Below are 25,069 nucleotides of genomic sequence, written 5' to 3' on the forward strand. Positions count from 1 at the left end.
GGGATGGGCGGCCAGCTTACTTCAGGTTGTCGAGCATCCAGTCGACCGTGGCCATCACCTGTTCGTCGGTCAGCGCCGGGTTGCCGCCCTTGGCCGGCATCACCCCGGAACTGCCGGTGAAGCCTTCGATCGAATGGCGGTAGAGGGTCTCGGTGCCCTGGGCGATGCGCGCGGCCCACTGGCCCGCGACCAGGGTCGGCGCGCCGCCGGCGCCCGAGCCGTGGCAGCCCGAGCACAGGTTCTGGTAGATGACCGAGCCGTCCAGGGTGCCGCCGTAGGCCACCTGCGACGCGGCGGCCGCGGCCGCCGCGGCGGCGGCCGCGGCCTTGGCGGCGGCACCGGTGCTGCCGGCGTAGACCGCGCCGACCGGCGCGATGCGGTTCTCCGTGCGCTTGGCGGCGGCCGGGTCGACCTCCGGCGGCAGGGTGCGGTGGATGGCGATCGAAGCGACGATCAGGCCCAGCGTGATCGCGGCCAGGAAGGCGATCACCAGCGAGAAGCGCTTGAGGAACTCAAGGTCGTAGTTGCGCACGGAAGCACCTTTGCCCGCGGCAGACGGAGCCGCAGCTAGCCCCGCAGTATAAACACCAAAGCGCGCCGGACCCACCCCGGCTCATCCCGCGCATGACGGATGCAGCCGCCTAGGGGCCAGTCGGCCCCCCTGTCCGGCTACGGCGACAAACCCGGTGCAGCCCCAGCGGGCCGCGCCAACGCCTCGCATATCCAGAGGTGGCTGTGAACGGGGGCCGGACAAGTGCCTTCCCTCCGCCCTACCTGACGCGCCGGGGAGGGCGGGCTCCCTGCGGCGCACTCGCGCATTGCCCGCGCGGCAATGCCGGGATGTGCGCAGCCGGGGCCCTGCCACGCCGACAGGCGTTTGGCTGGCGGCGACACCGGTGTCCGAAACAATACCCCGCTCCATGCCAGCCGACCGATGAACCGTTTTCCGTCAGACGCGGTGGCGGCTGTTCGCCAGAGAGCTGCGTACGATTGTGCCGAGGCCGAACCGATGGAGGCGAGGGTCGTACTCAACCGACGCAGCGCTGCGCCGCCGGCTGCACGCCACCTGGGGCAGGCATCGGGTCTGGCGGCAACCTCCAGTGCCTGCCGCCAACTTGATGCGGCGCGTGCCGGAAGCGAGCGTGCCCATCCGAGTGGGAGGATGTCGCCGCGCGGCGCCGCGCTACTGCACTTGCGCCGTAGATCGAGGTGGGCAGAAAAGCTTTCGGTAAGGTCTGGAAACGAAGGGGTTCCGCAGCGTCGGGCCCCCCCAGCGGCGACCGCCTCATGCGCTAACAGAATCAGTGTCCCGGTGGCCTGGTAACCCGGGCAACGTCGCCTCATCGGAACTGAGGATTTGCGCAGGACCTGAGAGCATGTCCGAATGGAGCATGCGCGCATGCCGTGCAGGCCGACCCAGAAGAGCACCGCCGGCGAAAGTTCGCGCGGCGCTCTACTGAGGTGAATGGGTCTGCCAGGGCGACGTCGGGGGTGGGCCGGATCACGCTGTGCGATCCCGCCCGGTGATGCGGCGGGCGGTTTCCTATGCCGTAGGCACCGTTGCGGCCCTAGCCGCGACCGAGCTAAAGATCTCCCGTTCAAAATCATCCTTGAAGTGGTACATCAGGCGATCAAGCTCCCAACCACTGAGACCGGCCAGCCTTGCGGCCTCCAGAAAAAATGCCTCGTGCTCCTGGTAACTTTTGAACGAAACGCCTAAAGCCTCCGAGATCGATTTGATCCGTGCATCTACGGCGATGCTGTCGCGGAAATCCTCATGATAGACATCCATCATGATGTTCCTCGCATACTTTGGCCCTATCCCGGGGAACTGCAGGAGAAACTTGATCTTTCCATCCCGCCCTTCCTGAGCAAGCAGCCGGCTCCTGGCCTCGTTCAGTCCGCCCATGTCGCGGATAAGCCGGAAGCAGCCCAGAATGAAATCCGCTTTCTTGTCCGGCATCCTGATCTTGGCCTTTCGGCAGACGGCCCGCACGGTCCTCTCCCTGTCCGCATCGTCCAGCCTGCTGAGCGCCTCGAATGTGACCTGGTCGTAGTTGCTCCTTTCTCCTATAAGACCTCGCCATCCAGACGACCTGCCCATGGTAGCGAAACTCTGCAACAGGAAATGCCACAAGAAGTCTTCGCGCTGCAGGCTCCGGTGTTCCAGCTTCAATCTTTCAAGCTCCTGCACGCGCTGCGCACCGATACGCTTCGCGATACAAGAAAGATTCTCCGCAATCTCGTTTATTGACATATCAAATAGCCTTCCATGTTGATCACTGTGGAGAAACGCGGATCCCCGGAAAGAAGCCATCGCAACTGAAGTATCGATGCTGAGCCAAGTGCACGCAGGCACCGGGGAAGCCGGGGAAGCCGGGGAAGGATACACGCAGAAATCTGCGACGACGCTCCTGCCACGTCTGCATCTGATGGCCTTGAAGCCAATCGCTTCCCATTTTGCCTTCAACATAGCCATGTCGAACGGACTCATCGCCCCGTCGCGAAACAGGAGGCCATCGTGCCAACAAGCGCCGAACGAGGAGGGCTGCTCTTCCAGGCCATGGTCCGTGCGGCACTGCTTCCAACCGCCTGGATACTTGCGGTCGATGACATGGACAGGAACGATCAGATTCAGGAACTCGAGACGGATGGCCACGGCAGCACTGGATCTTCCCGGGGCGTCAGTATGCGCGGACTGAATCGCATTCTGTGAGACACGATGTTTCTATCTTATCGCTCAGGTGATCAAGGTCGGCGGGGGGCTAGTTCCGCCGTCGCTCCAGCCGGTCCGAGAGGCGTCGCCTGGGGGGACGGTCCCGCCGACCGCGGGTGACTCGTCTTGTCGCGCACACGCATCGCGTCGGAAAGGCTGCGACGTGGAAGGAATCAGGGGAGGCGTCGATGTTGTCCCATGTAGAAGAAGGGGGCTTCTATCGCACATGCGATGGCGGCGTTTCATATGTCCTCCTTGACGAGGATGAGGAGGGCGACGCCTGGCTGATCGTACTTTCCGGCCGGTCCGAAGAGTTCGCGCCGGGCGACACCTACTTCTTGCGTCCAGACGGGTCCGTTCTCGGTCGGGAAGACAACGAGGCCGACCCGATGCGGCTGCGTGAAAGGCTCGACCTGCAGCTACCCGCCGGCGCGAAATGGCAGGCGTTTTACAAGAGTCAGGGCGCTGTCTACACGGCTTCGCGGTGGGAGTGGATCGATTTGATGTCGGACATGCAGCAGCTTCTTGAGCTGTACGCAGAGCACTCGCCCCCTGTGCCGGAAGCAGGCGCCTTTTACCTCACCTTGAATGGGAGCATTGCCTATGTGCTGGAGGTCGAAGATGAGGATGTCCATGTCGCCCTCCTCAAGGGGGGCGCGGCTGGACTGTCGGCGGGAGATGTGTACCGGCTTGCTGAAGATGGTTCGCCCGGCGGATTCAATCCGTTGGAGTTCGGCCTGGTGTTTCATGAGAAGCTGGAACTGGGATGGGAATGAACGACCTGCAGGTACACGAAGCGCCGCAGGACGGCCTGCTTGCCGAGATCGCCGAATTGCTTTTCCGGCTTGATCCAGTCGGGTTGGCGGCCTGTGGCGCCCCAGCCGACGAGTATGTGCCCGAAGCCGGGACTATTGCACCCAAGCTGGTGCAGACTTCCTCGGTGGAGGATGTGCATGCTGTGGTCTTCGCAGAGTTCTTGTCCTGGTTCGGTTCGGACGCCGGAACTTTCGAGCAGTACCGGGGCGTCGCCGAAGCCATCTGGGAGAGACTGCCCCGGAGGTCAGATCAATGCTGATTCGGCTTGCGGCAGACCAGGAGCACAAATTGCTTCAGTGGGCAGGATCTTTCACGGAAGCCGAGGTCGACTCGGACGTGGAGCCCTCCGGCTACGAGCTCAGGATCAGCATCGTGCCAGGTCAAGGATGCTTCGCCGAGGCTATCAAGGGCGCTAGCGTGCTCGAACTTGGAGAGGTGGAACTGGTCCTCCAGATCAGCCGGTTACTGGAGAGGCCAGCGCAACCAAAGAACCGTCAGGAGCTATAAATGAATCATGCGCAAGTGAGGTATCGGTACCGAAAGTCCGGCGGGCCATGGGCAGGCTCTTCATGGAGCGGAAACGTCCAAAGCCGAAGTGAGCAGCTGGTCATGCAGGTTTTGCGGAAGCGGCACCCAGGTTGTGATGTCGAGCTGGTCGACATCAAATGGAAATAGATGGCGCGACGTATTTTGGAGGCTTGAGCCATATTTGGGAGCTTGCTGCACTATGAGCTTGTCGAGACGGCCCTGGGTGGAGCGCCCCGATGATGAGTCCCTGCCCGACATTGGTGTTGGGTGCGTTGAGCAATGAGCGAAGCTGCGCTGGTTCGGATCGTACGGGCGCAGTTTCGCCTTGATCAACGCGGCATCCATGGTGTCGCGCACTGGGCGCGTGTACGCTTCCACGGCGTGTTCCTTGCCCGCCAACTGGACCTTGATGCGCGGGTACCCAGGTTGTTCGCGGTCCTGCACGACTCCCAACGGCGCTACGAGGGCGATGATCCGGAGCATGGGCTGCGTGCTGCAGATTACGCGGATTGGCTATGGAGGAAAGGAAAAATTGAGATCGATGCCCCCGGGATGCGTCTGTTACGTGAGGCATGCGACGGGCACAGCGAAGGGCATCTCGATGCCGATCCGGTCGTGCAGGTGTGCTGGGATGCGGACCGGTTGGATCTGGGCCGCGTAGGCATTCGCCCTGATCCACAGTTACTTTGCACCTCGCCCGCAAGGCAGTTCGAACATATCGAGCGCGCTTGGCACTGGTCCCGGCGGAATGCGCCGTCGACTGGCGACCGTGCCTCCCTTGTGCAGCCGTCTCGCAAAGTGCGACGGACTGAATACAGTATCCCGGGTAGATGACTGTGTCCGCCGACTTCCGGCTCTACCATTCCAACGCGCTGGAGGTGCTGGCCGGCATCCTGGCCGACATCCTGCGCGCGCCCGCCGATCCGGGCCGTCCGCTGGCCGCGGACATCGTGCTGATCCCGCAGGTGGCGATGCGGCGCTGGCTGCAGGCGACCCTGGCCCAACGCCACGGGGTCGCGGCCAACATCGAGTTCCTCACCCCGGGCGAGTTCGTCGGCCGTGCGCTGGAGGCCAACCTGGGGCCGACCGCCGACGAGCTCGATCCCGAGGTCCTGCGCTGGCACCTGTACGCCGCGCTTACCGATCCGGCCCTGCTGGCCCGTCCGGCGCTGGCGGCGATCGCCGGCTACGTGGACGACGGCGATCCGCTGCGCGCCTGGTCGCTGGCCGGCGAACTGGCCACGGTGTTCGGCAAGTACCAGGCCTGGCGCCGCGACTGGCTGCTGCGCTGGGAGGCCGGCGCCGACCCGGACGATCCGCAGGCCGAGCTGTGGCGGCGGGTGGCCCGTGGCCGCGCCCACCGCGCGCGCCGGATCCAGGACTACCTCGACCGCCACGAGCGGCGCGACGGCCCGCTGCCCGCCGGCCTGCCGCCGCGCCTGTGCGCGTTCGCCACCCTCAACGTCTCGCCCGACGTGCTGCGGGTGATCGCCACCCAGGCCCGCGTCGGCACCCTGCACTGCTTCGTGCCCTCGCCGGTGAAGGACTACTGGGGCGACCTGCAGCGGGCGCGCGCGCTGCCCGAGGCGGCCTGGGCGGAAGCCGGCGCCGCCGCCCTGCTCGAGGACGAGACCCCGCTGCTGCGCGCCTGGGGCGCGGCGGGGGTGGACTTCATGCGCCTGGTGGGCACCTATGAAGTGGTGCACGCCTCGGCCGAGGTCCACGCCCACGCCGATCCGGGCGAGGGCGGGGGCCGGCTGCACGGCAGCCTGCTGCGGCGCCTGCAGTCCGACCTCTACCACCGCCGCGGCGCGCCCGGCTGGCCGCTGCGCACGGCCGTGGACCGGCGCGACCCCAGCCTGCAGCTGCACGCCTGCCACACCCGCCTGCGCGAGCTGCAGGTGCTGCGCGACCAGCTGCGCGCGCTGTTCGACGACGACCGCTTCGATCCGCCGCTGCAGCCACGCGAGGTGGCGGTGCTGGCGCCGGACATCGACCCCTACCTGCCCTACCTGGACGCGGTGTTCGGGGGGCACGGCCAGGATGACGCCATCCCCTACGCGCTGGCCGACGCCAGCCCGCTGGCCAACGAACCGCTGGCCGAGGTGTTCCTGCGCCTGCTGGCGCTGCCGGTCTCGCGCTTCGGCCTGCACGAGGTGCTCGACCTGCTCGCCAGCCCCGCGCTGGCCGCGGCCAACGGCCTGGATGCGCCGGCGATCGAGCGCCTGCAGGCCTGGCTCGGCGCCGCTGGCGCGCGCTGGGGCATCGATGCCGCGCACCGCGCCCGCTTCGACGCGCCCGCGGACGAGGCCTACACCTGGGCCTTCGCCCTGGACCGCCTGCTGCTCGGCCACGCCAGCGGCAGCGACGCGCCGATCGGCGCCGCCGACGGCCGCCTCGTCGCCCCGCTGCCGGACCTGGAAGGCAGCGCCCTGGACGCGCTCGACACCCTGGTCCGGCTGCTGCGGGTGCTGGCCCGGCATGCGTGGCTGCTGGGCGAGGCGATGCCGCCGGCGCAGTGGCGCGAGCGGCTGCTGGAACTGCTCGAGGCGGTGCTGCCGCGGCCGCCGGCCACCCCCGCCGGCCAGCGCGCGCTCGACCGGCTGCGCAGCCTGGTGGACGCGTTCGCCGGCAGCGCGCGCGAGGCCGGGTTCACAGCGCCCGTGCCGGCCGAGGCGGTGCGCGCGCATTTCGCCGCCGTGCTCGGCGAGGCCGACGTGCGCGCGCCGCTGCTCACCGGCGGCGTGAGCATCGCGCGCATGGTGCCGATGCGGCTGCTGCCGTTCCGGGTGATCTGCGTGCTCGGCATGAACGACGGCGAGTTCCCGCGCCGCGACCCCGCGCCCGGCCTCAACCGCCTCGCCGCCGAACTGGGCACCGGACGCCGCCGGGCCGGCGACCGCTCCACCCGCGACGACGACCGCTTCCTGTTCCTGCAGCTGTTCACCGCGGCCCAGGACGTGTTCTACGTGAGCTGGCAGGGCGCCGACCCGCGCGACGGCAGCCGGCGCGAGCCGTCGGTGCTGGTGTCGGAGCTGCTCGAGGCCGCGGTGGCGCAGCATGCGCCCGGCGCCACGGAGGACGTGGCCGAGGCGCTGGTCGTGCGCCATCCGCTGCAGCCGTTCTCCGCCGAGGCGTTCGGCGCCGGCGGCGACCCGCGCCGCTTCTCCTACGCCGCGCACTGGCGCGAGGCCGCCGCCGGGGCCGGGCGCCGGCGCGTGCCGTTGCCGCCGTGGTTCGAGGGCGAACCGCTGCCGGCGCCCGACGCGGAACCGGACCTGCCGCTGTCGGCGCTGCGCCGCTTCCTGATGCGGCCGGCCGAGGAACTGCTGCGGCGCATGGACGTGCGCCTGGTCGGCATCGAGGAGCGCGGCGAGGACCTCGAACCGCTCGACGCGCCGGCGGGCGGGCTCGAGCGCAGCCGCCTGCAGCACGCGCTGTTCGAGGCCCTGCTGCAGGGGCACGACGACGCGCGCATCCACGCCCACCTGCGCGCACGCGGCCTGCTGCCGTCGGCCGCGCCGGGGCGGCGCGTGCTGGCCGAGGCGCGCCGGACGCTGGCGCCGTGGGTGGACGCGTTCTCGCAGTGGCGCGGCGATGCGCAGCCGCGGTCCGTGGCCGCCGAGGTGCAGATCGACGGGGTGCGCGTGCATGGCCGCATCGAAGGCGTGTATCCCGACGGCATCGCGCGCCTGCGCTTCGGCAAGCTCAACGGGCCGGCCGCGATCCGCCATGGCCTGGACTGGCTGCTGGCGCGCGCGGCGGGCCTGGACCTGCGCCTGGTCGAGTTCCACGACGCCGGCAGCGACGGCCACGGCCCGCACGAATCGCCCGACCTGTCGCCGCAGGCCGCGCGCGCCGCCCTGCGCCGGCTGCTGGAGCTGCGCGCCATCGGCCTGCGCGAACCGCTGCCGTACGCACCCTACAGCGCCTGGGCCTACTTCAGCTGCGACAAGGATGAGGCCAGCGCGGTCGCCGCCGCGCGGGCGCAGTGGCATGGCGGCGGCAACGGCGGCTATGCCGAAGGCGAGGAGGAGGCGATCGGCCAGGTGCTGCGCGGCCGCGATCCGTTCGCGGACGACGCACTGCTGCTGCGCTTCGCCGACCTGGCGATGACGGTGTTCCTGGCGCTGCGCAGGGGCGAGGCCTACGAAGGCGTCGATGCCGCCGCGCTCGCGGGGCTGGCCGCGCGCTTCGAGCCGGAGGAGGGCCAATGAGCGCGTCCGACCCGTACCTGGCCCAGCCGCTCGAAGGCGTGTTCGCCATCGAGGCCTCGGCCGGCACCGGCAAGACCTTCACCCTCGCCACCCTGCTCGCGCGCCTGGTCATCGAGCGTGGCCTGGGCGTGGACGGGATCCTCGCGGTCACCTTCACCGAGGCCGCCACCCAGGAGCTGCGCGCCCGCGTGCGCCGGCGGCTGCTGCTGGCGGCCGAACTCGCCGCCGGCAACGAGTGTCCGGGCGCCGATGACGCGCCGCTGATGCGCCGGCTGATCGACGCGCACCTCGCCCGCGGCACCGAAACGCCGGCCGCGCTGCGCCGGCGCCTGCGCCAGGCCGCCGACGGCATCGACCTCGCGGCGATCTCCACCATCCACGGCTTCTGCCTGCGGGTGCTGCGCGAGCATCCGCTCGAAAGCGGGCAGGGCTTCGACCCGCCCGAACTGCTCGCCAGCGACTCGGAACTGCGCGCGGCCATCGCCGCCGACCTGTGGCGTGCCCATGCGCGCGACGTGGCCGCGGTCGAGGACCTGCACGCGCTGTGGCCGCAGGGCCCCGATGCGCTGGCCGCGGATCTTGCCCTGCTCACCGGCGAGCCGGTGCTGCGGCCGCCGCCGCCCGCGGACCTGCCCGATCCCGGCCCGATGCTGCAGGCCGCGCAGCAGGCCTTCGCCGAAGCCGCGCGCACGCATGGCGACGCGTTCCGCGACGAGCTGCTGCGCGCGGTCGAGGGCAAGGTGCTGCACGGCGGCAGCTACCGGGCGGACTGGATCCAGGACCTGTTCGACCAGCTGCGCCGCTGGTGCAGCGGCGTGCCGGACGCTCCGTTCGAGCATGGCAAGCTCGGCCAGCTGCACCGCGACACGCTGCGCCTGCGCACCAGCAAGGCCGGCGCCGGGCGCACGCCCGACTCGCCGCTGTGCGATGCGGTCGAGGCCTACGCCCATGCGCTGGCCGAGGCGGGGCGCATGACCGGCGCGCGCCGCGTCGCGCTGCTGCACCGCGTCCGCGAAGACGCCCGCCGCCGGCTGGAGGCCCACAAGCGGCAGGCGCGGGTGCTCACCTACGACGACCTGATCGCGCGCGTCGCCGACGCGCTCGACGGCCCGCACGCCGACGCGCTGGTCGCGCGGCTGCGCGCGCAGTACCGCGTCGCCCTGGTCGACGAGTTCCAGGACACCGATCCGCGCCAGTGGCGGATCTTCCACCGCACCTTCGGCGCCGCCAGCCCGGAGCCGGCGCTGTTCCTGGTGGGCGATCCGAAGCAGGCGATCTACCGCTTCCGCGGCGGCGACGTCGAGACCTACCTCGACGCCGTCGCCACCGCGCAGGAGGCGCCGCCGCTGGCGCACAACTTCCGCTCGCGGCCCTGCGTGCTGCAGGGCATCGAGGCGCTGTACGCGCAGGCGCAGGCGGTGCACGAGGCGGACGCCGACAAGGTGCCGCCGCCCTTCATCGACGGCCGCATCCGCTTCCATCCGGTGCAGCCGGGCGGCAAGCGCGACGATGCCGCGTATCTGCGCAATGGCGCGCCGGCGCCGGCGGTGACGTTGTGGCGGGCACCGTTGCCGACCGAGGTGGACCGCAGCGGCAAACTCAAGCCGCACAGCGCGCCGGCGTCGCGCGAACTCGCCACCCGGGCCTGCGTCGCCGCGATCCATTCGGTCCTGCGCGACGCGCGCGAGGGCCGCGCGACGATCGGCGACCGTCCGGTCCAGCCCGGCGACATCGCGGTGCTGGTCCGCACCCACCGCGAAGCCACGCGCATGCGCGACGCGCTGGCCGCGGCCGGCATCCCGGCCGTCGCCGCCGGCCGCCAGAGCCTGTTCGCCACGCCCGAGGCGCACGAGCTGCACACCCTGCTGCAGGCGCTGGTGCACGGCGCCGACGACCAGCGCCTGCGCGCGGCGCTCGCCACGGTGCTGCTGGGCCACGACGCGCACGCGATCGCCGCGCTCGCCCGGGGCGAGGCCCTGCAGCGCTGGCAGCTCGAGGCGCTGGGCTGGCGCGAACGCCTGCAGCGCGGCGGTCCGCTGGCGCTGGTCGGCGAACTGTGCGCGCAGGCCGCGCGGCGCCTGCTCGGCCTGGCCGACGGCGAACGCCGCCTCACCAACTACCTGCAGCTGGCCGAACACCTGCAGGAGGCGCAGCGCACCACGCTCGGCCTGCACGGGCTGCTCGACTGGCTGGCGCGCGCGATCGCCGGCGCCAGCGCCGACGACGAGGCGCAGCAGCTGCGCCTGGAGTCGGACGCGCGCCGGGTGCAGATCGTCACCCTGCACAAGAGCAAGGGCCTGGAGTACCCGCTGGTGTTCCTGCCGTACGCAGGCATCGGCGCACGCGCGCCGAGCCCGGGCCGCCGGGTCGTCGTCCACGACGGGCACGGCCGCACCCTGCACTGGAAGCTGCAGGAGGAAGCGAGCGGATGGGAACGGGCCTGCGAGGCCTGGCTGCAGGGCGAGCGCGCCGAGAACGCGCGCCTGCTCTACGTCGGCCTCACCCGCGCCCGCGACGCGCTATGGCTGGCGACGGGCCTGTTCTACAACCATGCGCAGTCGCCGCTGTGGACCATGGTGTCCGACCTCGACGCGCTTGTTGCGCGCGCGCCAGACGCCATCGCCATCGATGCCGCGCCGCCGCCTGCGCAGCTGCCCTGGCTGGGCGCCGACGAAATGGACGACGTCCCCCCCGCGCGCGCGCCAAAGCGCCCGCTCGCCAGCGACTGGTGGGTCTACAGCTTCACCCAGCTGGCCAACGCCGACGCCGGCCACGACCTGTCCAGCGCCGCCACCCAGCCCGCCCCGGGCGGCCGCGACGAGCCCGATCCGGACCCCGACGCCGCGCCCACCGACGCTACCGACACCGACACCGATATCGACGTCGACCCGCGCTTCGGCGGCACGCGCTTCGGTGTGGTGCTGCACGAAGTCTTCGAACATGCCGACTTCGCCGCCTGGCAGGGCTGGCACGCCGGCGACGACGCACCCGCAGGCGAACGCCGCAAGATCACCGAGGCCCTGGGCAAGGGCGGCTATGCGGCCGCAGACATCGATGACGGCGTGGCCCTGATCGTGCCCATGGTCGGCCACACCCTCAATACCCGCCTGCCCGAAGGCACCACCCTCGCGGCCGTGCCCGACGCGCACCGCCGCCCGGAGATCGAATTCCAGTTCGCCCTCGCCCCCACCCGCGTCGACGCGCTGCTGTCCCTGTTGCACCGCCACGGCCTGCTCACCGGCCGTCAGGGCTTCGGCCTGCGCCGCCGGCTGGAAGGCCTGATGACCGGCCTGATCGACCTCACCTACCTGCACGACGGCCGCTGGTACGTCCTCGACTGGAAATCCAACCGCCTGCCCGGCTACGCCCCCGCGCAGCTGCAAGACGCCATGGCCCACAACGAATACCACCTGCAGGCGTTGCTCTACACCCTCGCCCTGCACCGCTGGCTCCGCTTCCGGCTGGGCGAGGCCTACGACTACGCCCGTGACTTCGGCGGTGTCCGCTACCTCTTCTGCCGCGGCATCGACGCCACCCGCAACGATGGCCAGGGCATCCACGCCTGGCGCTTCGACCCGGACCTCGTCCACGCCTTGGACGCCCTGTTCGCCGGCGACTCCACGCGCTCCCACGCGGGTGGCCAAGGATCCGGACACGCGCCACCGGAGCCTGCCGGATGCGCTCCTTCCTCCGACCCCGGTGAAGGGCCGGGGCCGCAGACGCCGAATCCCGCCGGATCCGCTCCCTCCCCCGCCAGCGGGGGAGGGCCGGGGTGGGGGCCGCCGGAGCCGACCAAATGACCCTCCTCAGTACCCTCCACCGAAGCGGCCACCTCCGCACCCTCGACCACGCTCTGGCCGAAAGCCTGCGCCGCCTCGACCCGGACACCCCCGACGCCGTCCTCGCCGCCGCCGCCCTGGCCTCGCTGGCCGTTGCCGCAGGCCACGCCGGCTTCGATCCCGCGCAGCCGCAACAGCTGGTCGACGCCCCGATCGACTGGCCCTCGCACGAGACCTGGCACCAGGCGCTGGCCTCCTCGCGCTGGGTCGCCCGCCCCGACGCCGGCGACACCGAATCCCCCGCCGACGCGCCCCTCGTCCTCGAACACGGCCTGCTCTACCTGCGCCGCTACCGCGAGTACGAGCGCCGCCTGGCCTCCGGCCTGCGCCGCATCGGCGACAGCGCCCCCGCCGCACCTCTTCCCCCGCCTGCGGGGGAAGATGCCCGAAGGGCAGATGGGGGCCCGCCCGCGCCTCCTGCCGGCGACGAAGCCGCCCAGGTCCCCACCCCCCTGGCCAACCTCTTCGCCCAGCTCTTCCCCCAGGCCGCGACCGGCGGCGACCTCCAGGCCCAGGCCGCCGCCGCCGCGCTCCACCACCACCTGCTGCTGGTCACCGGCGGCCCCGGCACCGGCAAGACCACCACCATCACCCGCATGCTGGTGCTGCTGGTCGCGCAGGCGCTGCAGGCCGGCGGCGCGCCCCCGCGCATCGCCCTGGCCGCGCCCACCGGCCGCGCCGCCGAACGCATGGCCGAGAGCGTGCGAAACGCCGTGCAGACCCTGTCCGCGCTCGGCATCGACCCCGCGCTCGCATCCCACCTGCCCACCACCGGCACCACCCTGCACCGCCTGCTCGGCACCATCCCCGACCGCCCGGACTTCCGCCACCACGCCGACAACCCGCTGCCCTTCGACGTGGTGGTGGTCGACGAAGCCTCGATGATCGACCTGCCGCTGATGGCCAAGCTGGTCGAAGCCGTCCCCGACGGCGCCCGCCTGGTCCTCCTCGGCGACCCGGACCAGCTGCCTTCTGTGGAAGCAGGCGACGTCCTGGCCGGCATCCTCGCCGCTGCATCCAATCCGCGCGCCACATCCGACACCTCCCCCGCTCGCGGGGGAGGTCGCGCCGAAGGCGCGGGTGGGGGTGCTCTCCGACCAGCTGCCCATGCCCCCACCTTCCCCGTCCGCCACATCCACCTCGCCCGCGGCTACCGCCAGAGCGCCGCCCTCGACGTGGCTCCCCTCGCCACCGCCGTCCGCAGCGGCGACGCCGACCGCGCACTGGCACTCCTGCGCAGCGGCCAGCTCTCCGGCGTCCATTTCCACGAAGGCGACACCGACCCCCTGCAGTCCCACCGCGACCACCTGCTCGCCCACTGGACCGCGCTTGCCGACACGACCGACCCGGCCGAAGCGCTCGCCCGCGCCAACCGTCTGCGCATCCTCACCGCCGTACGCGAAGGCCCCCAAGGCGCCCGCAGCCTCAATGCCCGTATCGAAGAACTGCTCGCCGGTACCCGACGCGGCGCCGGCCCGGCCTCGGCCGCCGGCCGCTACTTCCACGGCCGCCTGTTGCTGATCACCGAAAACAGCTACCGCCACCGTCTGTTCAACGGCGACATCGGCATCTGCCTGCGAAGCGAAGCGGGCACCGCGGCGCATGACGACAGCGGCAGCCTGATGGCTTGGTTCCCCGGCGACGACCCGCACAACCCGCGCCCCTTCCACCCCGCCGCGCTCCCCGCCCACGACAGCGCCTTCGCCATGACCGTGCATAAGGCGCAGGGCTCGGAGTTCGGGGAGGTGTGGCTGGTGCTGCCGGAGCGTCCCAACCGCGTCCTGTCGCGGGAGCTGGTGTACACCGGCCTCACCCGCGCCCGCGATGCGCTCCACCTGCATGCGTCTGCGGCGATCCTCAAGGACGCCCTGGCCCGTCACGCGACACGCTGGTCCGGGCTGAGGCAGCGGTTGTCCCTGGGCGCTTGAGAAAAATCTAATTTGTGATTTAGATTTCGGGAGGTGTCGACCGCTCGGGGCGAAATCTAAAATCCAATTTGGAAATCGCTTGATTCAGTCATTCCGCCCAAATAATCTAATTAGAACTTTAGATTGTTGGGGTGTTTGAACGCCAACAGCCTGAAGTTCCGGGACGCCGATTTCGATTGAGCCGCGAATGGGCATGACCACGCGCCGCCACCAGGACAGTGGCGCGCATTTCGGCAAGATCGTGCGCCTTCTTGCGTGTTTCAGGCAGCCAGCCGTCGCGACACGCCTTCCACCACGCGCCGGATCTGCTCCACCACTGCACCCTCCCCATGGTGCGACATCTCCAGCTGCCGCAGCGCTCGCGTCATGGCGACATAGAGCGCCCGCACCTGCTGCTGCTTCCGCCCGGCATCCTCGTCGTGGCTTGCAAGCTCGCAGACGCCGGGAATGAACACCGTGTCGAACTCCAGCCCCTTGCTTGAGTGCATGGTCATCACCTTGACCGAGGGTGGGCCGTTGAACATGGCGCGGCGCTGGCTGTCCGACGCCAGCAGCACGGCCAGGCCGCGCTTCTGCAGCTGCTTGGCGATCAGTCCGGCCAGCTGGTTGGAGTGGCACAGCACGGCGAAGTCGTTGGGACTGGCGCCGTTGGCGGTCGCGTCCTGGATGCGTTCGGCGATGATGTCCGCCTCGGCCCAGATGTTGCGCGCACGCCACAGTTCCGGCATCGGGCCGCGCCGGCCGGCGCTCTCGGGGGCGACCACGGGCACGTGGTCGTCGTCGGCGTCCTGGCCGGTCAGCACTTCCTCGGCGAAGGCCTTGGCGACGGCCAGAACTTCCAGGGTGTTGCGGTAGTTCAGGCGCAGGATGGTGGTGCGGCCCTGGGCCTGGATGCCGACGCTGGCGAAGGAGAATCTGCGGCGGCCGGGGCCGCCGTACAGGCTCTGGGCGTCGTCGTAGAGCAGCAGCAGCGAATTCGTCTCAGGGTCCACCATCTGGGCCACGAGGCGCAGCCACTCGGGGGCGAAGTCGTGGCCTTCGTCGATCAGCACCGCACCGTACTGACCGCGCGGGATGGCGCTGGACTCCACGCCGTCGATCATCGACTGCACCAGCAGCTGGGCATACGCGTCCGCGCTGTCCTGCCGCGGCGGCATGCGCAGGCCGTAGCTCTTGAGCTGTTCGCGACACCATTCGTGGAAGTTGCGCACGGCCACGCGGTCCTGCACGCCGTGCCCCTGCATGAGGTGCTCGAGCCGGCTGGCCAGCGTCTTGTTGTAGCAAAGCACCAGCACCGGCTTGTGCTGGCGGCGGGCCAGTTCCACGCAGCGGTAGCCGAGGATCATGGTCTTGCCGGAGCCGGCGACGCCGTGGATCACGCGGTGGCCGTCGCCCAGCGAACGGGCGAGCTGCTCCTGTTGCAGGTCCATCACCCGGATGATGTCGGGAATCCCGACCGGCGCCGCTTCGTCCCTGGCCGGCGCCGCCAGCAGGTCGCCCTGCACCTGGATGCGCAGCTGCGGAAACAGATGCCAGCGCACGCGCTCGATCTGCGGCAGGCTGAGCAGGCAGGGGAAGGGCATCAGGAACATGTCCCACAGCCGCTTCTGGAACTCCTCGGTGTCCACGCCCTCGGTCATCTCGTCGCGGCAGATCACACTGCCAGGGGGCAGGAAGTGCTCCAGCTCCATCAGCTCGAACTGGCTGCGGGTGATGCCAGTCAGCACCACGCCGAAACCCCACGGCATCAACAACTTGCCGGCGCGCTTGTCTCCCGGGGGATGGCACAGCGCCGGGTCCTGCTGCAGCAGGCGGACAATCTCCATCGCGTACTCGCGCGCCTGCCGCAGCGGGTTGGGCGCGGTGACGCGCCCGCGGTCGGTGTCGATGACGGCGCGGTCGCGATCGAGTTCGGCCAGGGTCTCCGCCTTCCAGTCCTTGACCTCGAGCACCAGGAAGCCGCGCGACGGATGCAGCACCACGAAGTCGGGGTGCCGGTAGCGCGGGCCGATCGGCACGTCGTACCAGCACAGATACTCGTCGTCGAGCTTGTCGTCCAGGCGCGCGGAGAAGCGTCGTTCACCCGGCGTCATGCGCGACAGACAACTGCCGCGGTTCGGAATCAGCGTGGCCATCGGACTCCCCGAGCCATGGGACACCGGTGCCGAAGTTACCCCAAACCGATGGGGAAGCGACGTTCCGCGGCAATCTGGCTGGAGGCAGCGGCAGCGGCAGCGAGCGACCGAGCTGCTGGCAGGGTCTGCCGTACGGTGCCCACCGCGTCCCGAATGTCTTGCCGGCAGCATCAAGCGCCTCGCATTCCTGAGCGCACGCGGCTGACGTTTCGTACTCGTCCGGTGCAAACTCCAATGCACGGTCGGGTTGCGTCGCCGCCCAGGCCTGGTAGTGGTCGAGCAGGTCGCGGGCCACCGCGGGATGCTGTCCGAGATCGACCTGCATCGTGCCGAACGAATAGCCACTGTTGGCCACCGGCCGCATACGGCCGTCCGGACCCACGTTACCGGCGAAGCTCAAGCGATAGGCAAGGTCGCGGCCGGCGATGCTCCCTTCCGAGGCCACACCCACGGCGAAGTAGGCCGCCGCTTGCAGCTCGTTCTCGGTCAGGGGATTTGCGTTGGTCATGATCCATTTCCTTATGGGTCAGATCCGTCATGGCGCGTCGGACAGGCACTCCCGTACCCATGGCTCTGCCCGCAGCGCTTCCCACTCGCTTCGTAACGTGGGCGCCTGCTCGAAATCGGCGATACATGCGCCGTTTGCGCCTGCAAGATCGCCAAGCTTGCCGTTGCACAACAGCAGTGGCTTGTCGACGTGTTGCCATCCGCTGCCGCATTCGGTGTCGGTCTCCGAACCCGGACGGCCGCACACGTGGGTGCGTCGCGCTTCAGTCGAAGACGTGGCCCGCGCAACGACCCTGCCCTCGTACGATTCTCCGGAGGCGACGTAGGACCAGGTACCGCAGATCCGATCGCCTTGTTGTACCAGCACGTAGCGACTGCATTCCCCGGGCGAGGGCGCGTCCTCGCATGACTGCCAGACGCCGGTAAAGGTTCCGGCAGGTGAGGTTGCCCAGGTTTGCTCTCGGACCGAAATCGCCCACGGACTTCCGTCCCTATCCGCGGGCGACGCGCGTCCGCCATCAGGCAATGCACCCGACCCGGCGCATGCTGCCAGCCCCAACCACGCCACCATCCCTAGTGTTCGCATCCGGAATCCCTCCTGACGAGGGGTCTACCCTACGCCATGGGAAGGGGCGGCATTGATCGAAGTGGCCGGATTCCGTGGCCATAGAGAGCGAGATCGATTTGGTCTCCGAGGGGGCCGCGCTCGGCGCATAGCGGTGCAGGCGGGGAGGGGTCCGCGCCGGAAATCATGCGCCCGCGTGCATCCCCTCCCGCGTCCCAAACGTTCGCCGCCACTCCCTCGGACTCACCCGGTGCCGCTTCCTGAAGTGCTCGCGCAGCGACACCGGGGTCTGGAATCCGGCCAGGTCGGAGATCTTCTCCACCGGGAGTGAAGTGGTCTCCAGCAGCTCGCACGCGCGGCGCAGGCGTTCGTTGACCAGCCACTCGACCAGGGTCATGCCGGTGGCCTTGCGGAAGTGGCGGGTGAACGTGCGGCGGCTCATCGCGGTGCGCGCGGCCAGGTCATCGACCGTGTGGGGGGTGGCGAGGTGGGCGCGCAGGTGGTCGAGCAGGGCGTTGATCTTCGCGTCGTGGGTGGACGCGGCCACCGGCTGTTCGATGAACTGGGCCTGGCCTCCCTCGCGGTGCGGGGCGATCACCAGTCCGCGCGCGAGCCGGTTGGCGACGCGGGCGCCATGCACCTGGCGCACGATGTACAGGCAGCAGTCGAGTCCGGCGCCGACGCCGGCCGAGGTGACCAGCCGGTCGTCCTCGACGTACAGGGCGTTCGCGTCCAGCGCTACCCGCGGAAACCGGCGCGAGAAGTCGTCTTCGGCCATCCAGTGGGTGGCGGCGCGGCGTCCGTCCAGCAGGCCGGCGTAGGCCAGCGCGTAGGTGCCGTAGCACAGGCCGACCACGCGCGCGCCGCGGGCGTGGGCCCGGCGCAGCGCGTCCTGCAACGCGGCCGAGGGCGCCTCGTCCAGGGCGTGCCAGCCGGGCACCACCAGGATGTCCGCGGTGTCGGCCAGTTCCAGGCCGCCGTCGGGCTCCAGCGCCAGTGCCCGCTCGGCCCTCAGGGCTTGCCCGTCCGGCGCCACGATGCGCAGCTCGAACAGCGGCTGGCCCGGCGCGTGGGTGCCGAACACCATGTACGGCATGGCGAAGTGGAACGGGCTGAAGCGGGGATAGGCGATCAGCGCGACCACCGGGACGGGGGCGGACATGGGTGCTCCGGTGGCCCGAAGGCATCGGTAATGGTCTCGTGGGCCAGTTATATGCGCCGCGGGGCGTTCCGACAATGGCCACCTGCCTTCCCTGACGGAGTCCCACGATGAAGCCCACCGCCCTGCTGTCCACCCTTGCCCTGTCCCTTGCCCTGGCTCTGGGCGGGGCGCCCGCTGCCGCCGCCGAGCCCGCTGCGTCCGCTCCCACGGTGCAGATCCAGCAGATCCGCAACGCGACCCTGAAGCTCCAGTACGCCGGGCGTACCTTCCTGGTCGACCCGATGCTGGGCGCCAGGGGCGCCTACCCGGGCTTCAAGGGCACCTACAACCAGCACCTGCGCAACCCGCTGGTCGAGCTGCCGATGCCGGCCGCCGAGGTCATGCGCGGGGTCGATGCGGTCGTCATCACCCACACCCACCTGGACCACTGGGACGGCGGCGAGCACGCCTTCGTGCCCAAGGATCTCCCGATCTTCGTCCAGCACCAGGCCGACGCGGAGCAGGTCCGCGGCCAGGGCTATCGCGACGTGCGCGTGATCGAGGGCAGCGCGGAGTTCGAGGGCGTGCGCCTGACCCGCACCGGCGGCCAGCACGGCACCGACGCGATGTTCGCGGTCGAGCCTGTCGCCGGGCTGCTGGGCCAGGCCATGGGCGTGGTCTTCCAGGCCCCGGGCGCGGCCACCGTCTACGTGGTGGGCGACACCACCTGGCATGGCGAGGTGGAGCAGGCGCTGGCCGCGTTCAAGCCGGACGTCGTCGTGCTCAACACCGGCGACGCCCGCGTGCTCGGCTTCACCGGCTCGATCATCATGGGCCGCGACGACGTGCTGCGCGCTGCCCGCGCCGCGCCGGGGGCCGCCATCGTCGCCACCCACATGGACGCGATCAACCACATGACCCTGTCGCGCGAGGTGCTGCGCGACCACGTCCGGCAGAACGGCCTCGAGGACCGCGTGCGGGTGCCGGCGGATGGGGAAACGATGGCCTTCTGATCCTTCCACGGCTCCCCCCGGGACCATCGATTCGGGGGACGGGGCCGGATGATCCCCCGCTGCCCCACCAATGAACGATGGTGCGCCCGCCACGGGCCCCTATCATTGCTCCCCCTCCCCACGGACTTCGGCCCTCCATGGCCTTCGATGCCTTTGCCCTCGCGCTGGTCATGCTCGCGCTGGGCATGCTGTTCGCCCGGTTCCGGATGTTTCCCGACAGTGCCGCGGACACGCTGAACCTGGTGGTGCTCTACGTCTGCCTGCCGGCGGCGATCCTGGTCTACGTGCCGCGCCTGCGCTTCGATCCGGCGCTGGTGGGCCTGGTGGCCGTGCCGTGGCTGCTGGCGCTGGCCGCTTGGGTGGCGCTGCGCCTGCTGGCGCCGCGCATGCGGCTGCGGCGCGACGAGCTGGGCGCGCTGCTGATGTGCACGATGCTGGGCAATACCAGCTTCATCGGCTATCCGATGATCCAGGCCCTGCTCGGCGACGAAGCGCTGCCGTATGCGGTGGTCTACGACCAGTTCGGCACTTTCGTGATGCTTTCGACCGTGGGCCTGGTGGTGCTGGCGCGCTACGGCGGCGAACACCCGCCCGGCGTGCGCGAGATCGCGCTGCGGATCGTGCGCTTCCCGCCGGTGTGGGCGCTGGTGTTCGGCCTGACCCTGATGCCGGAACAGCCGCCGGCCTGGATCGCGACCGCGCTCGGCCAGCTGGCGTCGGTGATGCTGATGCTGGTGATGCTGGCGGTGGGCATGACCATCCAGTTGCGCCTGCCGCGCGACGAGGTCGGGCCGCTGGCGCTCGGCCTGTCGCTCAAGCTGGTGCTGCTGCCGGCGCTGGCCCTTGGGTTGGCGCTGGGCTTTGGGCTGCAGGGCGACATGCGCCAGGTGGCGGTGCTGGAGTCGGCGATGCCGACCATGGTCACCGCCGCGGCGCTGGCGATCTCGCACGGGCTGGCGCCGCGGCTGGCGGCGGCCCTGGTGGGCTACGGGATCGTGCTGGCGATGGCCACGCTGCCGGCCTGGCGGTTCGTGCTGGACCGGCTCGGGAGCTGAGGCGATCCGGACTGAAGGAGCGGCTTGAGCCGCGACCGGGCGGGGCCGCACGTCGACGGAGGTGGATTGCCGGGTCGCGGCTGAAGCCGCTCCTGCACGGGGGCCGGGCTTGTCGGGGCCGGAAAAACGGAACAGGCCCCGCCGCAGCGGGGCCTGTGTCGAGACGCGGCGATGGCGCCGGTCAGAAGCGGTACTGGGCCGACACGCCGTACAGGTTGGCGCTGCCGTCGAACGGGCCGACGATGCGGCTGCCGCTGGAGGTGATGTCCACGCGCGGGTCGTCCGGCTTCAGGTGGCTGAAGGCGAAGTTGACGTCGAGCTGGTCGCTGACCGCCCAGGTGGCGCCGATCGAGTACCAGCGACGGTCGTCGTCGGGCAGGCGCGGGGTCCGGTGCACCAGGCTGGTCGGGGTCTGGTCGTCGGCGATGCCGCCGCGCAGGGTCCAGCGGTCGTTGAGCTTGTACTCGGCGCCCAGCGACACGAAGGTCGAGTCGCTCCACTCGAACGGCTCGACCGCGTCCGGATCCGGGTTGTCGAACTCGATGCGCACCTCGCGCAGCGACGACCAGCCGGTCTCGGCGAAGGTCGCGGCCAGGGCGAAGCGGTCGTTGACCTGCCAGTGGGCGCCGATCGACAGCACCGACGGGGTGGTCAGGTTGGCGCCGCCAGGGCCGTCCTGGAAGAGCGGGGCGGTCATCGGGCTGGCGCCGAACACGGCCGCGACGTTGCCCGGCACGGTCCAATCGGCGCTGCCGCGCAGTTCGTAGTCGATCTCCGAGCGGTAGCTCACGCCGATCGAGACGTTGTCGGTCGGGCGGAAGTGCGCGCCCACCAGCCAGCCAAAGCCGGTGTCGTCGCCCTGGATCTCGACGAAGCCGTCGGCCGCCTGCGGCTGCGCGAACGGCAGCGGGCGGGTCTGCGGGTTGGAGTAGAGCAGGGTGCCGAAGTCGACCGAGCGCGACAGGGTCACGTCGGCGCGCGAGACGATCACGCCCAGGCCGACCGAGAAGCGGTCGCTCAGGTCGAGGGCGCCCGACAGCGCCAGGTCCACGATCTGCACGTCGGAGGTGTGGGCGAAGTAGCGGCCCACCCAGTTGTCGTCGTACTCGGTCTTGAGGCCGAACGGCGCGCTGATCATCGCGCCCAGGGCCACGCCGTTGTCGAGCTTGCGCACGTAGGAGATCGCCGGGACCGGGGTCACGTCGCCGGCGTTGCCGCCGTTGCCGCCGCTCATCGGGCGGCCGAAGGCGTCGGTGGCGGTGCCTTCGAACTCGTAGTTGAGGTCGATCGCGGTAACGTCGGCCTGGAAGGTGCTGCCTTCGAACTGGGTCATCACCGCCGGGTTGTTGGTGACCACGGAGGCGTCGCCGGCCTTGGCAGCGGTGCCGGCGAAGGACATGCCCTGCGACTTGACGCTGTTTTCCTTGAGCTGGAAGCCCGCGGCATGGGCGCCCGGGGCGAAGGCGAGCGCGCCGGCGATGCCGAGCGCCAGGAGCGTGACATGGGGGGTGATTCGCATTGCGGACTCTCTCTAGCGGAGTTGAGGGGTGTCAGCCGCGCCGCAGCGTCGCCGGGCCGCAGCGGCCCGCCGCGCCGCCGATCCTCCCGGTCGCGGCCCACGGCTCGCCCGACTATACCGTACTGTGCCGTGTGGTGAATGTGTCTTCCGGCACGCGACGGAACATTGGCGGCTGTCCGATCCGGGCGCCGAGCGGGTAAGGTGGCGCCCATGTTCGTGTCGGTTCCCGTCCGCTCCGGCGCCCCGCCGCGCTGGGCCACGCCGCTGCTGTCGGTGCTGCTGTGGGCGGCCTTCGTCTGGGCGCTGTCGCGGCCCGACGCCTGGCAGCGCGCGCTGATGCTCGAATGGGGGGCCCTGGCCGGCGGCATCCCCGGGGCCGGTCCGTGGGAGACCTGGACCGATCCGCAGCAGTGGGCGCGCCTGGTCACCGCGCTGTTCCTGCACGCCGACTGGGCCCACCTGCTGGGCAACCTGGTGTTCCTGCTGATCTTCGGCCTGCCCGCCGAGCGGGTGATGGGGCCTTGGCGGTTCCTGGCCCTGTTCTTCTTCGGCGGGGCGCTGGCCAACCTGTTCGCAGTGCTGGTGATCGGCGCGCCCGACCGGTTGATCATCGGCGCCAGCGGCGCGGTCTCGGCGGTGATCGGGGCCTACCTGGCGCTGTTCCCGCGCGCCCGGCTGGGGGTGGTGGTGCCGCTGGGGCTGTTCCTGGAGTTCGTGCGCGCGCCGGCCTCGCTGCTGATCGGGGTCTGGGCCGCGCTGCAGATCGTGTTCGCCTACATCGGCCCGGCCTTCGGCGCGGTGGCCTGGGCCGCGCACGCGGCCGGCTTCCTGTTCGGGATCGTGTTCGCGATCGGCTCGCGCGGCGCGATCGCCAGGCGGCTGCGGCGGATGCAGGGCTACTGACGGGCCGGGCCGCCGCGCCCTTGAATCGCCGCCGCCCCGCCACCAATCAGGCCGGTGCGGTTCCTATAATCGTTGCCATGTCCAAGACGCTCTACAAGGTCTCCTTCCTCAACCACGGCAAGGTCTACGAGCTCTACGCCACGCGCGTGGAGAGCGGGCGGCTGTGGGGGTTCGTGGAAGTCTCCGACCTGGTGTTCGACGTCCACGACGGGATCGTGGTCGACCCCACCGAGGAGCGGCTGCGCGACGAGTTCGGCAATACCCGCACCCTGCACCTGCCGATGCAGGCGGTGCTGCGGGTGGAGGAAGTGGAGAAGAAGGGCCAGTCGGCGATCCGCGACGCGGCCTCCGGCGAGAAGGTGGTCACGCCCTTCCCGCTGCCGGCCAAGCCGCGCTGAGGCCCCGGTGGCGCCGGCCGGTCTGCTGCTGGCGGCGCTGGGGGGTGCGGCCGGCGCGGTCGCCCGCATCCTGCTCGGGCACTGGCTGTCGGCGCCGGCGGCGTCGCCGGCGTTCCCGCGCGGCACCTTCCTGGTGAACCTCGCCGGTTGCCTGGCGGCCGGCCTGCTGGCCGGCCTGGTCGAACGCCACCCCGGCTGGCTGTCGCCGGAGCTGCGGCTGGCGCTGTTCGCCGGCGTGCTCGGCGGCTTCACCACCTTCTCCGCCTTCGGCCTGGAGACCGTGCAGCTGCTGCGACGCGGCGACTGGCTGCTGGCGGCCGGCTACGCCGGCGGCAGTGTGCTGCTGGGGCTGGCCGCGGTCTGGCTCGGGCTGCGGGTCGCCGGGCCGGCCTGAGGCAGCCGGCCCGGGCCGGTTACCGCTGCGGCGCCGGCGCCGGTGCCGCCGGTTTCTTCAGTTCCGCCAGCGCGGCCTGGATCGGGCCGTCGCCGTCGAGCACGTCGCCCGCGCCGGCGCCTTCCTCCTCCTCGTCGCCGCGCAGGTGGCCGGGCAGCATCGCCTCGGTGTAGCGCGAGCGGGCGGTCGGCCGCGCCGGCGGGTCGGGCTGGAGCACGACGTCCGGATCGATGCCGCGGGCCTGGATCGAGCGCCCGCTGGGGGTGAAGTAGCGCGCGGTGGTGAGCTTGACCGCGTCGCCGTTGCCCAGCGGCATCACCGTCTGCACCGAGCCCTTGCCGAAGCTGCGGCTGCCGACGATGCGCGCGCGGCCGTTGTCGCGCAGCGCGCCGGCCAGCACCTCCGAGGCGCTGGCCGAGCCGGCGTCGATGATCACCACCACCGGCGCGCCGTCGAGGATGTCGCCCGGCGTGGCGCTGAATTCGGTGTCGTTGACCGGGTTGCGGCCGCGGGTGCTGACGATCCGCCCGGCCTCGAGCAGGTCGTCGGCGACCCGCACCGCGGAGGTCAGCAGGCCGCCGGGATTGCTGCGCAGGTCGATCACCAGGCCCTTGAGCGGTCCGCCGGCCTGCAGTTCGCGCACGGTGCGGGTGAAGTCCTCGCCGGTCTCGACCTGGAACTGGCTGATGCGCACGTAGCCGTAGCCCGGCTCGAGCAGGCGGCCGCGCACGCTGGCCACGCGGATGGTGTCGCGCTGCACGGTGATCTCCAGCGGCTCGGGCTCGCCCTCGCGCAGCACGGTCAGCACCACGCGGGTGCCGGGCGGGCCGCGCAGCGGACCGTGGCCTTCCGCGTCGGCCGGGGCCAGCGGACGGCCGTCGACCGCGACGATGGTGTCGCCGGCGCGGATCCCGGCCTTGGCCGCGGGGGTGTCGTCGATCGGCGCGATCACCTTCACCTTGCCGTCGGGCAGCTGCAGCACCTCCACGCCGATCCCGTCGTAGGCGCCGGTGGTGCCCTCGTCGAAGGCCTCGGCGTCGCTCTTCTCCAGATAGGCGCTGTGCGGGTCGAGGTCGAGCAGCAGGCCGCGGATCGCCGAGGTCATCAGCTTGCGCTCGTCGACCGGGTCGACGTAGCCCTGGCGGATGGCGTTGAACACGCCGACGTAGCGGCGGATCTCGTCGAGCGGAACCCCGGTGGCGGCGCTCTCGCTGGCGTCGGGGTCGTCGCTGGCGGGGACCGGTTCGGCCGGGGCGGGTTCGTCGGGAGCGGGATCGGCCGCGGAAGGATCGGCTTCGTCGGTGGCGCCGGCCGCATCGGCCGGCGGTTCCGTCGCACCGGCATCGGGCTGCGTCGGGCCGCTGCGGGCGCCCGGAGACGGTGGCGGCACGGCGG

General features: G+C 70.7%; 16 protein-coding genes and 2 pseudogenes. 10 read left to right on the plus strand and 8 right to left on the minus strand.

What is annotated here, in order from left to right; translation table 11 throughout:
- Nucleotides 1-16 precede the first annotated feature (16 nt).
- Complete coding sequence (locus FQY79_RS10675; RefSeq protein ID WP_146312906.1) at nt 17-532, minus strand: c-type cytochrome; 516 nt, start codon at nt 530-532, stop codon at nt 17-19.
- Between the two features lie 1,011 nt (nt 533-1,543).
- Entirely contained in the window at nt 1,544-2,659 is a 1,116-nt protein-coding gene (locus FQY79_RS10680) for an HhH-GDP family DNA glycosylase (RefSeq protein WP_146312907.1), read from the minus strand.
- 245 nt (nt 2,660-2,904) lie between these two features.
- Between FQY79_RS10680 and FQY79_RS10685 the strand changes: the two genes are divergently transcribed.
- Both FQY79_RS10685 and FQY79_RS10690 read left to right on the plus strand, forming a co-directional pair.
- On the plus strand, nt 2,905-3,492 hold the full coding sequence (locus tag FQY79_RS10685; protein WP_146312908.1) for a hypothetical protein: 588 nt from the start codon (nt 2,905-2,907) through the stop codon (nt 3,490-3,492).
- On the plus strand, nt 3,489-3,791 hold the full coding sequence (locus FQY79_RS10690; protein ID WP_146312909.1) for a hypothetical protein: 303 nt from the start codon (nt 3,489-3,491) through the stop codon (nt 3,789-3,791). The genes FQY79_RS10685 and FQY79_RS10690 overlap by 4 nt, the downstream gene beginning before the upstream one ends.
- A gap of 308 nt (nt 3,792-4,099) precedes the next feature.
- Here the strand turns inward: FQY79_RS10690 and FQY79_RS10695 are convergent, their stop codons facing one another.
- Nucleotides 4,100-4,543, minus strand: a complete 444-nt coding sequence (locus FQY79_RS10695; protein ID WP_186759952.1) for a hypothetical protein — start codon at nt 4,541-4,543, stop codon at nt 4,100-4,102.
- Between the two features lie 347 nt (nt 4,544-4,890).
- On the opposite strand from FQY79_RS10695, the gene recC reads away from it, so the two are divergent.
- From recC to recD, 3 genes are read left to right on the plus strand one after another with little or no spacing between them, the layout of a single operon-like run.
- On the plus strand, nt 4,891-8,277 hold the full coding sequence (recC, locus tag FQY79_RS10705) for an exodeoxyribonuclease V subunit gamma (protein ID WP_146312911.1): 3,387 nt from the start codon (nt 4,891-4,893) through the stop codon (nt 8,275-8,277).
- On the plus strand, nt 8,274-12,077 hold the full coding sequence (locus FQY79_RS10710) for a UvrD-helicase domain-containing protein (RefSeq protein WP_146312912.1): 3,804 nt from the start codon (nt 8,274-8,276) through the stop codon (nt 12,075-12,077). Before recC ends, FQY79_RS10710 begins: the two co-directional genes overlap by 4 nt.
- Nucleotides 12,074-14,044: an exodeoxyribonuclease V subunit alpha gene (recD, locus tag FQY79_RS10715; protein WP_146312913.1), complete on the plus strand. Its 1,971-nt coding sequence runs from the start codon at nt 12,074-12,076 to the stop codon at nt 14,042-14,044. Before FQY79_RS10710 ends, recD begins: the two co-directional genes overlap by 4 nt.
- 260 nt (nt 14,045-14,304) lie before the next feature.
- Here the strand turns inward: recD and FQY79_RS10720 are convergent, their stop codons facing one another.
- The 3 genes from FQY79_RS10720 to FQY79_RS10730 form a co-directional block, all read right to left on the minus strand.
- Nucleotides 14,305-16,179, minus strand: coding sequence for a DEAD/DEAH box helicase (locus FQY79_RS10720; protein ID WP_246123093.1), 1,875 nt, complete (start codon nt 16,177-16,179; stop codon nt 14,305-14,307).
- Nucleotides 16,124-16,687 carry a hypothetical protein gene (locus FQY79_RS10725; RefSeq protein WP_146312915.1) on the minus strand — a complete coding sequence of 188 codons (564 nt, stop codon included), beginning with the start codon at nt 16,685-16,687 and terminating at the stop codon, nt 16,124-16,126. The genes FQY79_RS10720 and FQY79_RS10725 overlap by 56 nt, the downstream gene beginning before the upstream one ends.
- A gap of 748 nt (nt 16,688-17,435) precedes the next feature.
- Complete coding sequence (locus FQY79_RS10730; RefSeq protein ID WP_146312916.1) at nt 17,436-18,413, minus strand: GlxA family transcriptional regulator; 978 nt, start codon at nt 18,411-18,413, stop codon at nt 17,436-17,438.
- A 107-nt stretch (nt 18,414-18,520) separates the two neighbouring features.
- Here FQY79_RS10730 and FQY79_RS10735 point away from each other — a divergent pair, with 107 nt between their 5' ends.
- Nucleotides 18,521-19,405 carry an MBL fold metallo-hydrolase gene (locus FQY79_RS10735; RefSeq protein ID WP_146312917.1) on the plus strand — a complete coding sequence of 295 codons (885 nt, stop codon included), beginning with the start codon at nt 18,521-18,523 and terminating at the stop codon, nt 19,403-19,405.
- A 137-nt stretch (nt 19,406-19,542) separates the two neighbouring features.
- A complete protein-coding gene (locus FQY79_RS10740) occupies nt 19,543-20,460 on the plus strand; it encodes an AEC family transporter (RefSeq protein ID WP_146312918.1) in 918 nt (305 codons plus the stop codon).
- A 181-nt stretch (nt 20,461-20,641) separates the two neighbouring features.
- Here the strand turns inward: FQY79_RS10740 and FQY79_RS10745 are convergent, their stop codons facing one another.
- Nucleotides 20,642-21,979 (minus strand): OmpP1/FadL family transporter, encoded by a 1,338-nt coding sequence (locus FQY79_RS10745; protein WP_146312919.1) that lies wholly within the window; start codon nt 21,977-21,979, stop codon nt 20,642-20,644.
- Nucleotides 21,980-22,189: 210 nt separating this feature from the next.
- Between FQY79_RS10745 and FQY79_RS10750 the strand changes: the two genes are divergently transcribed.
- From FQY79_RS10750 to FQY79_RS10760, 3 genes and pseudogenes are all read left to right on the plus strand, one after another.
- Nucleotides 22,190-22,882 carry a rhomboid family intramembrane serine protease gene (locus FQY79_RS10750; protein ID WP_146312920.1) on the plus strand — a complete coding sequence of 231 codons (693 nt, stop codon included), beginning with the start codon at nt 22,190-22,192 and terminating at the stop codon, nt 22,880-22,882.
- A 77-nt stretch (nt 22,883-22,959) separates the two neighbouring features.
- The gene (locus FQY79_RS10755; RefSeq protein ID WP_146312921.1) at nt 22,960-23,280 is read left to right on the plus strand and encodes a DUF1820 family protein; all 321 of its coding nucleotides are present in this window, start codon (nt 22,960-22,962) and stop codon (nt 23,278-23,280) included.
- A gap of 7 nt (nt 23,281-23,287) precedes the next feature.
- Nucleotides 23,288-23,599: pseudogene (locus tag FQY79_RS10760) on the plus strand (fluoride efflux transporter FluC); the annotation flags it as partial.
- Here FQY79_RS10760 and FQY79_RS10765 read toward each other — a convergent pair.
- Nucleotides 23,529-25,064: pseudogene (locus tag FQY79_RS10765) on the minus strand (S41 family peptidase). The pseudogenes FQY79_RS10760 and FQY79_RS10765 overlap by 71 nt on opposite strands.
- Between the last annotated feature and the right edge of the window lie 5 nt (nt 25,065-25,069).

The sequence above is a fragment of the Luteimonas wenzhouensis genome (assembly GCF_007859305.1).
Taxonomy (GTDB): Bacteria; Pseudomonadota; Gammaproteobacteria; order Xanthomonadales; family Xanthomonadaceae; genus Luteimonas; species Luteimonas wenzhouensis.